Source organism: Enterobacter sp. WPR_3_1 (genome assembly GCF_003635055.1).
Lineage (GTDB): Bacteria > Pseudomonadota > Gammaproteobacteria > Enterobacterales > Enterobacteriaceae > Enterobacter > Enterobacter ludwigii.
This window is the reverse complement of the sequence record NZ_RBXU01000008.1, coordinates 1,235,100-1,247,440: the sequence shown is the minus strand read 5'-3', so window position 1 is coordinate 1,247,440 and position 12,341 is coordinate 1,235,100. Positions and strand designations below refer to the sequence as shown.

Below are 12,341 nucleotides of genomic sequence, written 5' to 3'. Positions count from 1 at the left end.
GGATTGCCAGGCAGTCCGGGGCTGCCTGGCAAAATCGGTTACGGTTTTTTCTTCCCGGCACCCAGTTCGGCACCGGTCAGCGGGTCGGAATGTGGATCGGACTTCGTGCGGGCCGACATCGCTTTGACCAGCGTGGCCTGTTCGGTCGTCAGCGTCACGCTTGCACTCCCGTCTCCGCCGTCAACGGCAGGTTGGGGGGATTCAACGTAGTCGAAATGTTTATCGCTGTTCCAGCTTCCGCGAACCTCCCCACCTTCAGACATATTGTAGTACTTGTTGGTGTATTCCTCGATTGGCGGCAGTTTTCCCGGAGGGAAATTATTACGAATGGACTGAAGCGCCTTCTCAAAGGAGAGCTGATGCGCCGCCTCACGCGTCATCAGAAACGCCAGCGCATCCTTCACGCCCGGATCGTCCGTGACGTTAATCAGCCGTTCATAGATGATCTTCGCTCGGGCCTCGGCAGCCACATTCGAGCGCAGATCGGCGGTCGGCTCGCCAATGGTGTCGACATAAGCCGCCGTCCACGGCACCCCGGCGGAGTTGGTCAACGGAGTACCGCCACCGTAAAGCAGGGAGGTGATATGGCTGTCGTTACCGTTTTCGGTCATGGACCGATACAGCTCGGCTTCATTTTCCACGCCCTCCGCCAGTGCGCTTTTAGCCCCTTTATTAAGCATACCCACCAGGGTACCGATAATTTCAAGGTGGCTTAACTCTTCGGTCGCGATATCCATCAGCATATCTTTACGACCCGGGTCGTCATCACTCAACCCCTGAGTAAAGTAACGGCAGGCGGCGGCCAGCTCGCCCTGAGGACCGCCGAATTGTTCCAGTAATAAATTGGCAAGGCCGGGATTCGGTTCGGCAACCCGAACCGTATATTGTAATTGTTTGACGTGTCGAAACATGTCTTCTCTCCTGAGGTTATTTTTTTGCTTCGACACCGGATGCGTTTGAACGCAGCAGGAACTGTTCGGTGGTCTGTGGAATGTGGCGAATCAGCCAGTCGGCCATCTCGCGCTCTTCCGCCAGGATACTTTCGATGGCAGGCACGGAAGCCATGTCGCCCGCTTTTTTGGCCGCGGCCAGCAGGGAGGTGTAGCAGGCTATTTCAAACTGTTCGAAAACATAGCCGCTGATAGACCCTTTGACGATCTCATCAGAGGGGAACATCCCGCCAATGGACTGTCCGAGCGCCGCCATTTTACTCATCGAATCTTTTAAAACCGAACGAGAAATATCATTACGGTCGAGGATCTCTTCCAGTAAGGTAATTTGTCGCTTTGTTTCACTAATATGCTGCTCAATTCTGGCGCGAACATCGGGATAATTATCGATACGGCTGGCCATGGATTCCAGCATAGATTCGGCTTGCTTTTCCATCGCATGGGCATCGCGTAGCCAGTCATGGTAGTGTTCTACGTGATTCATTATAATGTCCTCATTATGGTGTCGCTTATTTGGTCTCACTCTCAGCAGCCTGATCGGCACGCGCTGCACTGTAGCCAGATAAATGGCCGACAATATTGGCGTAGATACTGATGATAATGACCCATAGCACGCTGCTCTTCCACCATAAAACGGAAGGGATAGCGAGTATGAACCATATTATTGCTGCCGTTAAATGGCACCGTTTAATAGTCCTGGGACTGATGCTCATTTTATTTAACCTTTGCTATAGCGTCATTTTTGCGCTTTTTGGTTAATATTGCCTACGGCCAGGTCGGTAAGTTTAAGATCGGTTTCTTTCTCTTCTTCCAGCGTTTCGGCCAGAAGTTTAACGGCTTTTTTATAGCCCAGTTGTTCTGCTAATGTGGCGAGGGTACCGTAACTGGCAATTTCGTAATGCTCCACTTTTTGTGCTGCGGCAATTAATGCGGCGTCACGCACCTCATTTTTCTCGGTGCTCTCGATGACCTCATTGGCCTCTTCAATCAGGCCTTCCATTGCTACGCACTTCATACGCTTGAGCTTAAGGCCAGATTCTTGCTCGATAATCTGGTCGATACGCTCAATCTGACCCTGCGTCTCTTCAAGGTGTGCACTAAAGGCTGCGCTCAGTTTTTCACTGGAGGCAGCACGAGCCAGTTTGCCGAGCGCGCGGGTCAGCTGCTTCTCAGCGCTGTAGGTATCGGACAGGAGGTGAATAAACACATCTTCGACACTTTTCATATTCATCATTACGCTCCGGTAAAATAAAGAAGGGGTACTGCGAGCCTGGAGGCCCGCAGCATGCTCTCTGTTTTAAATAAAAGAGATTTACATCAGATCAGGAGTTTTTACGGCCACCACCGTGGCTGTTTTCTCCTCCTTTCTTACCTGCTTCAGATGCGCGTTGCGGATCGTTTTTAAAATTACCGCCGCTGTGCTGGCCACCTTTACGTCCAGCTTCTGATGCTTTTTCACGGTCTTGTGCGAAATTACCGGAACCACCACGATGCTCTGCCATATTAAACCTCATATATTGGTTATGTCAGTTAAGATACGAAAATATTCCGTATCACTCGTCGTTCGAATAATAACTTTAGTCGGTGTTTCATATTCGTCAAATATGTTTTGTAAACCATCGCTTCGTTGCTGAGATATTTCTGATGGTTAACGCTTCGTTTAATATGAATATATCCTTGATGGCTTGCGGTTAACTGCCTGTCTTCATGGAGTTAATCCGCGAGCCGCAGGGGATAACTGTTTTTCTTGCATTGTTTATGCCTGAAGCGCGTGCGGCAGTCTAAAAATTACAGATTAATCTTAAGGAGAAATATTGAAAATCCGCTTGTTGCGTTAACGAAATAAGATATATGCCACTAATATTTGTTTTTAATGAGATATTACCTCTTAAGATAATGCTATTTATTACCTCTTAATGGTTAAGCGATGAGGTTATTAATAATACAGTTTAATCAGAAATCGCTTTATTTAGAGAAGGTGAATCAGCCAGGTCATATGGGTGTCAGGGGCAGGCCAGCACACGCTTTAACCACTCCTGTCTTAAGATCACAAATCGGAAATTCTTCCCCCCAGAGGGAACGGGTTTCTCTACACTCCAGGTAATATTCACTGGAGGCATGACATCATGGCGAACACCATCACGGCTGATGATATTCGGGAACACTTTTCGCAGGCTATGTCGGCGATGTACCAGCAGGAAGTTCCGCAGTACGGCACCTTGCTCGACCTGGTTGCGGACGTAAACCTGGCGGTTCTGGAAAATAACCCACTATTACATGAACAACTGGCGAACGCGGATGAACTGGCGCGCCTGAATGTGGAGCGTCACGGGGCGATCCGCGTGGGTACCGCGCAAGAGCTTTCGACCTTGCGTCGTATGTTTGCCATTATGGGCATGTACCCGGTCAGCTATTACGACCTCTCTCAGGCGGGCGTGCCCGTCCACTCCACGGCGTTCCGCCCGGTCGATGATGCAGCGCTGTGCCGAAATCCGTTTCGTATCTTTACCTCGCTGCTGCGCCTCGAACTGATTGACAACGTCGTCCTGCGTGAGCGTGCCGCGGAGATCTTGTCTCACCGCAATATCTTTACCCCGCGTTGTCTGGAGCTTATCGCGCTGCATGAGGCAGAAGGGCACTTTACGGATGCGCAGGCGCAGGCGTTTGTACAGGAGGCGTTAGAAACCTTCCGCTGGCATCGTCATGCGACGGTCGACCAGGAGACCTATCTGGCATTGCATAACGAGCACCGACTGATTGCGGATGTGGTCTGTTTCCCGGGGTGCCATATCAACCACCTCACGCCACGTACGCTGGATATTGACCGGGTGCAGGAGCTGATGCCGAAGTACGGGATTGAACCCAAAATTCTGATTGAAGGACCACCGCGTCGCGAGGTTCCCGTATTACTGCGCCAGACCAGCTTTAAAGCGCTGGAAGAGCCGGTGCTGTTTGCCGGGGAGCATACAGGAACGCATACCGCGCGCTTTGGCGAAATTGAACAGCGCGGCGTGGCGCTGACGCCAAAAGGTCGTGCGCTTTATGACAGCCTGCTTGCAGAGGCCGGTACCGGTAAAGACAACATGACGCACCAGCTCCATTTGCGCGAAATCTTCAGCGCCTTCCCGGACAGCGAATTGTTGATGCGCCGTCAGGAGCTGGCCTATTTCCGCTATCGCCTGACGCCATCCGGGGAAGCGCATCGTCATGCGTTTCGTCCGGGAGACGATCCACAGCCGTTAATTGAGCGCGGGTGGGTTGTCGCTCAGCCGATCACCTATGAAGATTTCCTCCCGGTCAGTGCCGCAGGGATTTTCCAGTCGAATCTGGGCAATGAAACCCAGGCGCGTAGCCACGGTAACGCCAGTCGCGACGCGTTCGAAGCGGCGCTGGGTTGCCCGGTGTACGATGAGTTCATGCTCTATCAGGAGGCTGAAATCCGCAGCAAACAGCGTTGCGGTTTGCTCTGAAATCGTTACTCTTCTGGGGTGTGATGGAAACAGAAGGTTGTTATGCAAAATCCCTCCGCCCCTGTGATTGAAACGCGCCAGGGCGCACTGTCTGGTTTAACGGATGAAAACGTTCATCTCTGGTGTGGTATTCCCTATGCGGCGCCCCCCGTTGGCAACTGGCGCTGGCGTTCGCCACGGCCGCCTGAACGCTGGGAGGGGCTGCGTCTGGCCACCGCTTTTTCGCCCTCAAGCTGGCAGAACAGTGAGTATTGCCAGGCGTTAGGCGGCGGCGATCCCGGCCGGTTCTCAGAAGATTGTCTGTATCTTAACGTCTGGTCACCCGTCGAGCGCCCGGCGCCGCTTCCCGTCATGGTCTGGCTACACGGCGGGGGGTTTACCATTGGCGCGGGTGGCCTGCCGCCCTATAACGGTAAGGCGCTGGCAACGCGCGGCGTGGTGGTTGTGACGATCAATTACCGTCTTGGTCACCTTGGCTTTTTTGCCCATCCCGCGCTGGAGGGAGAAGAAGACCGGGTAGTGCATAACTTTGCGCTGCTGGATCAGATTGCCGCCCTTGAATGGGTTCGGGAGAATATTGCCGCTTTCGGTGGCGATCCTGACAACGTCACCCTGTTTGGCGAATCCGCCGGCGCGCGCAGCGTGCTGTCGCTGCTGGCGTCTCCGCTGGCGAAGGGACTCTTCCACAAGGCGATTGTGCAAAGCGGATACACCCTGCCGGATACGCCGCGGGAACAGGCCCTGCAAAAAGGGGAAGCGCTGGCGGCGCATTTCGGCCTTGAGGAGGCGTCAGCAGAACAGTTACGTGCCATTCCCCCCGAAGCGTTCTGGCCGCTGGCCGCGCCGCTGAACATCGCCCCGGCACCCATCGTCGGAGACTGTGTTCTGCCGGAATCAATGCTCGATGTGTTCTTTGCCGCGCGTCAGCATCCTGTTCCGGTGATGATTGGGTCGAACAGTGACGAAGCCAGCGTGATGGCGGTATTTGGTATCGATCTCGCCGGTCAGATCCAGAAGCTTCGCCATGAACGTCGCTTTGGACTGGGGCTGATCAAACTGCTCTATCCGGGTGTGAAAGGGGATGTGGAGCTTGGCAGGCAGGTGTGCCGGGATATGGCTTTTACCACCATGGGATATGTGGTGATGCAGGCCCAGCAGCGCGTGGGCGGCTTGTGCTGGCGTTACTGGTTCGACTATGTGGCGGAAGCAGAGCACGCAACCTATATCAACGGTGCCTGGCACGGTAATGAGGTGCCGTACGTGTTTGACACCCTTGGTGAGATTGAGCCTTCCTGCCACTACGTTAACGCGCGAGACAGGCAATTCGCAGCGCAGGTTGCAGATTATTGGGTGAGCTTTGCGCGTGACGCCGGTCACCGGGAAAGTCTTCCTGGCCCGACGCACTGGCCGGCCTGTCGAAAAGGAAGGGACGTGCTGCTACGTATCGGCGTGAATAAACATGCAGGTTTCAGGCTTGAAAACCGCTTTATGCGCGCGCGCATGAGCCTCTTTAAGCGCGTTATGAAACACCATGTGAGCCTCGACTGAGCAGGCAGGCGCGAAACGCCGCCAGCCCATTTTCCTGGCCAGGCGATTCGCGCAGAACCAGTCTGTAGCTCGCACCCGTTTTGATGCTGCTCTCAAAAGGCCGCGCCAGCCTCCCGGCGCGGACGTCTTCTTCCACCAGCGTTTCGTCGGCAATGGCCACCCCCAGCCCCTGAATGGCGGCCGTGATGGCAAGGTCCATCGTGTCGAAGTGTTGATTTTTGTGCATAACAAACCCCGGGCCTTCCTGCTTCGCCAGCCACAATGACCAGTCTGTCTTATCCCGTGTCGGGTGAAGGAAGGTTAACGCACCCAGTTCGCAACCTGCTCGCAGGGGGCTCATTACCGGGGTTAACGCCTCTTCAAACAACAGATCGCCCGCGCTCATATGGGTGCCAAATACAATGGCCGCGTCGTAAGATTCCGTTTTGAAATTGACGTTATGGTCGGTAGTGGTGGTCAATGCTATCTGCAGATCCGGCTGCTCACGCTCCACCTCCAGCAGACGAGGCACCAGCCAGCGCATGGCGCAGGTGGGTGCTTTGAGTCGGATCACGGTTTGCTGGGTACGGGCCCGATCGGCCAGGGTCAGCAGCGTTTCAAAAGTGGATTGCAATTCCGGAAGCAGGGCGCTGCCCTGTGGGGAGAGGCGCAGGCCGCGCGCATGGCGCTCGAACAGCGGAAAGCCGAACCACGCTTCAAGGGTGGCGATTTTGCGACTTACGGCTCCCTGCGTCAGACAGAGCTCTGTTGCGGCATGGGTCAGATTCAGATGACGCGCGGTGACTAAAAAGGCGTCGATGGCATTAAGCGGGAGCGAACGGCGCGACATTAACCACCTCAGGTATGCGTTTTTCTCATGGCTATTATGACAACAATTCGATTGTCCCGACAACTGACTTGTTGTTTGAATAGTTATGCATTCATCATGAGAAAGGAAAGAGGATGACGTTACACACTCCGGTGCACACCCGTTCCAAATTACCCGATGTGGGGACCACGATTTTTACCGTTATCGGCCAGCTCTCCGCCCGGCATAACGCCATCAATCTTTCTCAGGGTGCACCCAATTTTTCCTGCGATCCCAAACTGGTCGCCGGGGTGACCCGGGCGATGGAGGCAGGGCACAACCAGTACGCGGCAATGACCGGCCTGCAGCCGCTTAAAGAGCGTATTGCGGATAAAATTGCCACACTCTACGGCACGCACTATGACCCGGCCAGCGAAGTGCTGGTCACCGCCAGTGCCAGTGAAGGACTCTATTCGGCGATCAGCGGGCTGGTGCACCCGGGCGACGAAGTGATCTACTTTGAACCGTCGTTTGACAGTTACGCCCCGATTGTTCGCCTGCAGGGGGCCACGCCGGTTGCCATTAAACTGACGGTGCCGGATTTTGCCGTCAACTGGGATGAAGTCCGTGCGGCGATCACCCCGCGTACGCGCATGATAATCATCAATACCCCGCACAACCCGAGCGGGCAGGTCTTCTCGGCAGAGGACCTGCAGCAGCTGGTGGCGGTGACCCGCAATACCGATATCATTATTTTGTCTGACGAAGTGTACGAACACGTCGTCTTTGATGGTGAACCGCACCACGGTATGGCGACACATCCGCAGCTGGCGGAGCGTAGCGTCATTATCTCTTCCTTCGGAAAAACCTATCACGTGACCGGCTGGCGCGTGGGTTACTGTGTTGCTCCGGCGGTACTGATGGATGAGATTTGTAAAGTCCATCAATTTCTGATGTTTTCTGCCGATACGCCAATGCAGCATGCGTTTGCAGAGCACATGATTGACCCGCAAACCTGGCTGTCGCTGGCGGCGTTTTATCAGCGCAAACGCGATCTGCTGCAAAGTTTGCTGGAAGCATCACCGTTCAGACTCTTGCCGAGCGCCGGTTCGTTTTTCCTGCTGGCCGACTACAGCCAGTTCAGCGATGAGCGCGACAGTGAACTGGTGAAACGGCTGATCGTTGAGTATGGAGTGGCCACCATTCCGCTGTCGGCGTTTTATGCGGATGGTACGGATAATAAATTGATTCGTCTCTCTTTTGCGAAAGATGAGGCGACGTTACGGGCAGGTGCCCAGGCCCTGTGTCGGGTTAAACCACGCTAAGGAGTTGGAGATGAAATTACGCGCGTTAGTTGTCGGCATGGGATTGCTGTGTACGTTTTCGTCATTCGCGGCTACCGAACTGCGGTACGGGCTGGAGGCGGAATATCCGCCGTTTGAAAGCCGAAATGCTGCTGGCGAACTGGAAGGGTTTGACGTTGAGCTGGGCAATGCCATCTGCAAAGCCGCAGCGCTGAAATGCACCTGGGTTGAAACCTCTTTTGATGCGTTAATACCGGGCCTGGTGGCGAAGAAATTTGATGCCATTAACTCGGCGATGAACATCACCGAACAGCGACGTAAAAGTATTGATTTTACCCAGCCGATTTACCGCATCCCGTCGCAGCTCGTTGGCAAGGCCGGTACCGCGGTAGAGGCAACGCCCGCGGGGCTTAAGGGCAAAACCATCGGTGTCCTGCAGGGCTCAATTCAGGAAACCTACGCGAAAGAGCACTGGGAAAAGCAGGGTGTCACCGTGGTGTCTTATAAAGATCAGAATATGGCCTGGGGCGATCTGCTGAATGGCCGTATCGACGCCTCGCTGGTCATGTCCGCGGCCGGGCAGGCAGGTTTCCTCAGCAAGCCGCAGGGGAAAGGGTTTGGCTTTATCGGCAAACCGGTGTCGGACGACACTATCCTCGGCAGTGGGATCGGCTTTGGGTTGCGTAAAGGGGACGAGGCCACCAAAAAGCAACTTGATGCCGCAATTGATAAAGTGCGTGCCGATGGCACGATCGCTAAACTCGCTGATAAGTACTTCCCAGGTATCGATGTCAGCGTAAAATAACCGCCTCATTTGCCCCGACTGACGATGTCCAGCCGGGGCATTTTTATACACGTCTTTATACCTTTCTTTACACCTTTTTCGGGTCGTTCTGGTCGACAGAAAATATTTCGCACTTTGTACAGATAATCGCCGCCCAACAATTGGATTCTTAACCATTTTTGTTTAGGCTGTGCGTTCTTTCTTGCCGTCATTTCGCCGAGTGCGAAACACATTCACACGACCATAAGGACGTTTTTCCAGGCATGAATCGCAGACGTTTTCTAAAAGGCTCGCTGGCAATGGCAGCCCTGAGCGGCACAACTGGCCTTGCTTCCCTGTTTTCCAAAGCGGCTTACGCTGCTGACTCTGACATTGCTGACGGTCAGAGTCGTCGTTTTGACTTCTCCGTACTGCAATCCATGGCCCATGACCTGGCGAAAACCCCGTGGGGCGGAGCACCGCGACCGTTACCGGACACGCTGGCGACCATGACGCCGCAGGCCTATAACGCCATCCGTTACGATGAAAAACAGTCACTGTGGAATAACATTGAAGGCCGTCAGCTGGACGTGCAGTTCTTCCATATGGGCATGGGTTTCCGTCGCCGCGTGCGCATGTTCTCGCTGGATCAGTCAACGTCACAGGCGCGCGAAATCCACTTCCGTCCTGAGCTGTTCAGCTACGGTGAAACCGGTGTTGATACGAAGCAGCTGGAAGGGCAAAGCGATCTTGGGTTTGCCGGTTTCCGCGCCTTCAAGGCACCGGAACTGGCGCGTCGCGATATCGTCTCATTCCTGGGGGCGAGCTATTTCCGTGCGGTTGATGATACCTATCAGTATGGTCTTTCCGCGCGGGGTCTGGCGGTGGATACCTTTACCGACACGCCGGAAGAGTTCCCTGACTTCACCGCGTTCTGGTTTGAAACCGTCAAACCGGGCGACACTACCTTTACCGTCTATACGCTGCTGGACAGCCCAAGCATCACCGGTGCGTATAAGTTCGTGATCCACTGCGAAAAGAGCCAGGTGATCATGGAGGTGGAAAACCATCTCTATGCGCGTAAAGACATTAAACAGCTCGGCATTGCGCCGATGACCAGTATGTTCAGCTGCGGTACAAACGAACGCCGCATGTGCGATACTATCCACCCGCAAATTCATGACTCCGACCGTCTCGCCATGTGGCGCGGTAACGGGGAGTGGATTTGCCGTCCGCTGAACAACCCGCAGAAGCTGCAGTTTAATGCGTTTGTGGACAAAAACCCGAAAGGGTTCGGCTTGCTCCAACTCGATCGCGATTTCTCGCATTATCAGGACGTCATGGGCTGGTATAACAAACGCCCAGGCCTCTGGGTGGAGCCGCGTAACGACTGGGGTAAAGGTGCGGTTGGCCTGATGGAGATCCCGACAACGGGTGAAACACTGGATAACGTGGTCTGCTTCTGGCAGCCAGAAAAACCGGTGAAAGCGGGCGATGAGCTGGACTTTAAATACCGTCTTTACTGGAGCGCCATGCCGCCGGTCCGTTCCCCACTGGCGAATGTCTTCGCGACCCGCACCGGTATGGGTGGGTTCCCGGAAGGCTGGGCGCCGGGCGAAAACTACCCGAAAGTGTGGGCCCGTCGCTTTGCTATCGACTTCGTCGGGGGCGATCTGAAAGCTGCCGCGCCAAAAGGCATTGAGCCGGTCATTACCCTCTCCAGCGGCGAAGCGAAGCAGGTTGAGATCCTCTACGTTGAGCCGTTTGACGGCTATCGCATTCTGTTCGACTGGTATCCTACCTCGGATTCGACCGAACCGGTGGACATGCGCCTGTTCCTGCGCTGTCAGGGGGATGCGATCAGTGAGACCTGGCTGTATCAGTATTTCCCGCCTGCGCCGGACAAACGTAACTACGTTGACGATCGCATCATGCGTTGACCATTTATTCCCTCTCCCCGGCGGGGAGAGGGTGACGGGAAGGGACCATGACCGACACTGAATCTGAAATTATCCCGGTGACTGACCATCTCGAGCTTCGCGCCGTCGAAGAGCGCTATACCGCCGATCTGCACAACATGGTCATCAGAAACAAAGCCTGGCTGCAAACCGCCTTTGACTGGGCGCAGCATGTGGGCACCGAAGATGACACCCGTCGTAATGTGCTGAGTAATCAGATGCTGCACCAGCGCGGCTACGCCAAAATGTTTCTGATTTTCAAGAATGAGGACCTGGTCGGCGTGCTGTCGTTTAATGCGATTGAACCCGCCAACAAAGCCGGATACATCGGTTACTGGCTGGATGAGGCGCATCAGGGACAGGGCATTCTGTCGCAGGCGCTGCAGGCGTTTATGCGCTATTACGTCGAGCGAGGCGAGATCCGCCGTTTTGTCATTAAGTGTCGGGTGGCGAATAAACCCAGCAACAACGTTGCCCTGCGCAACGGTTTTACGCTGGAGGGGTGCCTGCGGGAAGCAGAGTTCCTGAATGGCTGTTATGACGATGTGAATCTCTACGGCAAAATTTACCCGCTATAACGCCCCCAACAGAGGCGTACGGGTGATGCGCTGATCGCCGTTAATCACCTTTTCGCCGCGCAGGTGGATGTTCTCACCGGCAAAAGCCTCAATCACCGCATCGTCGGTGATTTCAACCCGATGCTCAATAAGCACATCGCCGCTGATACGCGCCCGTCCCTGGATCACGACCTTATCGTCAAGCAGGATAGGGCCGCCGCGCAGCCAGGCCTGACCGCCAATCAGGACGTGGTGTTTAATGACACAATTTCCTTCCACCACCGCGTTTTCAGCCACCTGAGAGCTGTAGCGGACGGTAGGGATGGCATCGTCGTCAAAACCGGCAATGACGCGGGCGTTACCGTACACTTTTGCGCAGTCACATACCCAGACGTTATTGAGATCGTTGCCTTCGAGGATGGCGCTGTCGAAAACTTCCGCCCGGTGTTCAACGAAGGCATAATTAACCATTGCCTCGCCGTAGATTTGCGCCTGATGCACAATGCGGGACTGGCTCACCGTCGCCTTGTCATAAATTTTCAGGATCTGCTCATGGTCCGGCGTAAGCCCTTTGGCAGCAATCACCACGCTGTTATGAAGCACCCGCGCCTCGCCGAAAATATGGCATTCGCCGCGCACGCAGGATTGTTGTATCGTGACATTGTCACTTATGCGCGCGCCGTGACTGACCTCCGCGCCGTCCAGCCAGCAGTTGTCGCCAATCTGCGCGTCATGACTGACGATGCAAGGCAGGGTAAGGCGCGCGTTGCCGGACACCGTCGCACCGGCAAAGACGACGCTGTTTTCATCGTAGATCCAGCAGTCGCCTTCGTGCGCGAGGGCGCTCTCATCTTCAACCCAGCCGCCTTTCGTGCCGCTCACGATGTCGTTAAAATTCGCCGTGGCAATAATCTGTCGTAACGACGTCGTGTGCGTTGTCTCGCCGTTTTTCCATTGCCAGAGGCGGGTGTCCTCGCTGAGCCTGTACTTTTTCATCATGGAGT

The 12,341-nt window shown here is 54.8% G+C and carries 13 protein-coding genes; 6 read left to right on the top strand and 7 right to left on the bottom strand.

The window, feature by feature from the left end; genetic code table 11:
* Nucleotides 1-38: 38 nt before the first annotated feature.
* The 5 genes from BJ887_RS07790 to BJ887_RS07770 all read right to left on the bottom strand — a co-directional run bounded on the left by BJ887_RS07790 (nucleotide 39) and on the right by BJ887_RS07770 (nucleotide 2,452).
* Nucleotides 39-911, bottom strand: a complete 873-nt coding sequence (locus BJ887_RS07790; protein WP_121339697.1) for a manganese catalase family protein — start codon at nucleotides 909-911, stop codon at nucleotides 39-41.
* 16 nt (nucleotides 912-927) lie between these two features.
* Nucleotides 928-1,434: a ferritin-like domain-containing protein gene (locus BJ887_RS07785; RefSeq protein ID WP_059305991.1), complete on the bottom strand. Its 507-nt coding sequence runs from the start codon at nucleotides 1,432-1,434 to the stop codon at nucleotides 928-930.
* 25 nt (nucleotides 1,435-1,459) lie between these two features.
* Entirely contained in the window at nucleotides 1,460-1,663 is a 204-nt protein-coding gene (locus tag BJ887_RS07780; RefSeq protein WP_020884189.1) for a hypothetical protein, read from the bottom strand.
* A 23-nt stretch (nucleotides 1,664-1,686) separates the two neighbouring features.
* Nucleotides 1,687-2,181 (bottom strand): ferritin-like domain-containing protein, encoded by a 495-nt coding sequence (locus BJ887_RS07775; RefSeq protein ID WP_020884188.1) that lies wholly within the window; start codon nucleotides 2,179-2,181, stop codon nucleotides 1,687-1,689.
* A 91-nt stretch (nucleotides 2,182-2,272) separates the two neighbouring features.
* Nucleotides 2,273-2,452, bottom strand: a complete 180-nt coding sequence (locus BJ887_RS07770; RefSeq protein ID WP_020884187.1) for a general stress protein — start codon at nucleotides 2,450-2,452, stop codon at nucleotides 2,273-2,275.
* Nucleotides 2,453-3,076: 624 nt separating this feature from the next.
* On the opposite strand from BJ887_RS07770, the gene BJ887_RS07765 reads away from it, so the two are divergent.
* On the top strand, nucleotides 3,077-4,420 hold the full coding sequence (locus BJ887_RS07765; RefSeq protein WP_014170009.1) for a VOC family protein: 1,344 nt from the start codon (nucleotides 3,077-3,079) through the stop codon (nucleotides 4,418-4,420).
* A gap of 42 nt (nucleotides 4,421-4,462) precedes the next feature.
* Entirely contained in the window at nucleotides 4,463-5,968 is a 1,506-nt protein-coding gene (locus BJ887_RS07760; RefSeq protein WP_121339696.1) for a carboxylesterase/lipase family protein, read from the top strand.
* Here the strand turns inward: BJ887_RS07760 and BJ887_RS07755 are convergent.
* Entirely contained in the window at nucleotides 5,940-6,797 is an 858-nt protein-coding gene (locus BJ887_RS07755; protein WP_121339695.1) for a LysR family transcriptional regulator, read from the bottom strand. The genes BJ887_RS07760 and BJ887_RS07755 overlap by 29 nt on opposite strands.
* A 113-nt stretch (nucleotides 6,798-6,910) precedes the next feature.
* Between BJ887_RS07755 and BJ887_RS07750 the strand changes: the two genes are divergently transcribed.
* The 4 genes from BJ887_RS07750 to rimL all read left to right on the top strand — a co-directional run bounded on the left by BJ887_RS07750 (nucleotide 6,911) and on the right by rimL (nucleotide 11,358).
* Nucleotides 6,911-8,080, top strand: coding sequence for a pyridoxal phosphate-dependent aminotransferase (locus BJ887_RS07750; RefSeq protein WP_014170012.1), 1,170 nt, complete (start codon nucleotides 6,911-6,913; stop codon nucleotides 8,078-8,080).
* Nucleotides 8,081-8,090: 10 nt separating this feature from the next.
* A complete protein-coding gene (locus tag BJ887_RS07745) occupies nucleotides 8,091-8,864 on the top strand; it encodes a transporter substrate-binding domain-containing protein (protein WP_025204230.1) in 774 nt (257 codons plus the stop codon).
* 242 nt (nucleotides 8,865-9,106) lie between these two features.
* Entirely contained in the window at nucleotides 9,107-10,762 is a 1,656-nt protein-coding gene (locus BJ887_RS07740; protein WP_025204228.1) for a glucan biosynthesis protein D, read from the top strand.
* A 47-nt stretch (nucleotides 10,763-10,809) separates the two neighbouring features.
* The gene (rimL, locus tag BJ887_RS07735; RefSeq protein WP_121339694.1) at nucleotides 10,810-11,358 is read left to right on the top strand and encodes a 50S ribosomal protein L7/L12-serine acetyltransferase; all 549 of its coding nucleotides are present in this window, start codon (nucleotides 10,810-10,812) and stop codon (nucleotides 11,356-11,358) included.
* Here the strand turns inward: rimL and ydcK are convergent.
* Entirely contained in the window at nucleotides 11,353-12,333 is a 981-nt protein-coding gene (gene ydcK / locus BJ887_RS07730; protein ID WP_025204226.1) for a YdcK family protein, read from the bottom strand. The genes rimL and ydcK overlap by 6 nt on opposite strands.
* Between the last annotated feature and the right edge of the window lie 8 nt (nucleotides 12,334-12,341).

Excerpts from the sequence above, each read along its gene's own strand:
- BJ887_RS07745 (WP_025204230.1), top strand. The coding sequence starts at position 8,091 with ATGAAATTACGCGCGTTAGTTGTCGGCATGGGATTGCTGTGTACGTTT.
- BJ887_RS07765 (WP_014170009.1), top strand. The coding sequence starts at position 3,077 with ATGGCGAACACCATCACGGCTGATGATATTCGGGAACACTTTTCGCAG.
- BJ887_RS07775 (WP_020884188.1), bottom strand. The coding sequence starts at position 2,181 with ATGAATATGAAAAGTGTCGAAGATGTGTTTATTCACCTCCTGTCCGAT.
- BJ887_RS07790 (WP_121339697.1), bottom strand. The coding sequence starts at position 911 with ATGTTTCGACACGTCAAACAATTACAATATACGGTTCGGGTTGCCGAA.
- BJ887_RS07780 (WP_020884189.1), bottom strand. The coding sequence starts at position 1,663 with ATGAGCATCAGTCCCAGGACTATTAAACGGTGCCATTTAACGGCAGCA.
- ydcK (WP_025204226.1), bottom strand. The coding sequence starts at position 12,333 with ATGAAAAAGTACAGGCTCAGCGAGGACACCCGCCTCTGGCAATGGAAA.
- BJ887_RS07760 (WP_121339696.1), top strand. The coding sequence starts at position 4,463 with ATGCAAAATCCCTCCGCCCCTGTGATTGAAACGCGCCAGGGCGCACTG.
- BJ887_RS07770 (WP_020884187.1), bottom strand. The coding sequence starts at position 2,452 with ATGGCAGAGCATCGTGGTGGTTCCGGTAATTTCGCACAAGACCGTGAA.
- BJ887_RS07785 (WP_059305991.1), bottom strand. The coding sequence starts at position 1,434 with ATGAATCACGTAGAACACTACCATGACTGGCTACGCGATGCCCATGCG.
- rimL (WP_121339694.1), top strand. The coding sequence starts at position 10,810 with ATGACCGACACTGAATCTGAAATTATCCCGGTGACTGACCATCTCGAG.
- BJ887_RS07750 (WP_014170012.1), top strand. The coding sequence starts at position 6,911 with ATGACGTTACACACTCCGGTGCACACCCGTTCCAAATTACCCGATGTG.
- BJ887_RS07740 (WP_025204228.1), top strand. The coding sequence starts at position 9,107 with ATGAATCGCAGACGTTTTCTAAAAGGCTCGCTGGCAATGGCAGCCCTG.
- BJ887_RS07755 (WP_121339695.1), bottom strand. The coding sequence starts at position 6,797 with ATGTCGCGCCGTTCGCTCCCGCTTAATGCCATCGACGCCTTTTTAGTC.